The organism is Moryella indoligenes (assembly GCF_030812885.1).
Taxonomy (GTDB): domain Bacteria; phylum Bacillota; class Clostridia; order Lachnospirales; family Lachnospiraceae; genus Moryella; species Moryella indoligenes.
Window position 1 is genome coordinate 1 of the sequence record NZ_JAUSTO010000039.1, and the last position, 1404, is coordinate 1404.

1 protein-coding gene is annotated in these 1404 nt (G+C 49.0%); it reads left to right on the top strand.

The genetic code is table 11. The features are described 5' to 3' along the window. On the top strand, window positions 1-1113 hold a 1113-nt coding region (locus J2S20_RS12045; RefSeq protein WP_307255572.1), incomplete at its 5' end, for an IS30 family transposase. Window positions 1114-1404: the final 291 nt, after the last annotated feature.

Genomic DNA, 1404 nt, shown 5'->3' on the forward strand with positions numbered 1-1404 from the left:
AAGGCCCCGGCTTTGTGCCGGAAAGACTGTACACGTCAGGGTAGTTCCGGAACCTACTGCCGATTATGCCGCTGCAATGAGTATTGTCCGGACTTTGTAGAAGAAGTCTGCGCTGTCAGGACTCATGTCCCTTACGTCTGCAATGCATGCCCGACGATCGATAAATGTACACTACTCAAGACCTTCTACGATGCTGAGAAAGCTCATTTGAAGTCACACCAGGTGATCTCTGAATCCAGAAGCGGCTTATCGACCAGCGAGGCAGAGATCGCCAGGCTTAACAGGATCATTACGCCGCTCGTGAAGCAGGGACATTCCATCCATGAGATCTATGTTACTAATCAGGATCAGCTCATGTGCAGCGAAAAGACGATCTACAACTACATCGATGACTGTCTTCTGGAAGTCCGCAACATCGATCTTCCACGGAAAGTCCGGTTCCGCGCCCGCCGTAAAAAGCCGGAGTTCAAAGTCGATAAGGGTTGCCGCGCTGGACGCTCCTATAAGGAATTTGAAGCCTTCATGGAGAAGAATCCGGATACTGCCGTCGTACAGATGGATTCTGTGATCGGTACGATCGGCGGAAAGTGCCTGCTTACGGTCAACTTCGTGGAGTCTTCTCTGATGTTGGCGTTCCTGAGGGATGCTAATACATCGCAGTCAGTGATTGACGTCCTTGAAGCGCTGGACAGTCGCCTTGGCGAAAATCTGTTCAATCAGCTGTTCCCCGTGATCGTAACGGACAACGGTAGTGAATTCTCCAACCCGAAGAAGATCGAGTATCGAGAATACGCAGTGGTCGGATACGGCTTCAAGCGTACAAGCATTTTTTACTGTGATGCTGGCCGTCCTTATCAAAAGGGCTCAATCGAAGTTAATCACGAGCTAATCCGACGGGTTCTGCCCAAAGGAACAAGCTTCGACAACCTGACGCAGGCGGATGTGACCAGAATGATGGATCACATCAATTCCTACAAACGGAAAAAGCTGAACGATCGCAGTCCCTACGAAACGTTCAGCTTCCACTATGGAGAAGAGGTGTTAAAGCTTCTGGGATGTACTCCAGTTGCAGCTGAAGACATCTTGCTGAAACCTTCTCTTCTCAAAAAATAATACGCAACAGAGCCGCCAACACCGATCACCTATACCGCCAAATACAGGGGTGGATTCTCCGATTACAAAAAAATCGAGAGGGAGTCGACCTCCCTTTGGCATGCCTGTCAAGGCCATCTTACCCGAAAAAAGTTCCCTTGAACAGGTCGCATTTCGCGTATAAACGATGCATCCCGTTTACAAATCTGGCATCTGGCATACAAAACTGGCGTTTCGCTTTCAAATATGCAGTTTTCAATTTACAAACAAGCATCTCGCCTTACAAACTGGCGCCTCAGATTACAACTCAGC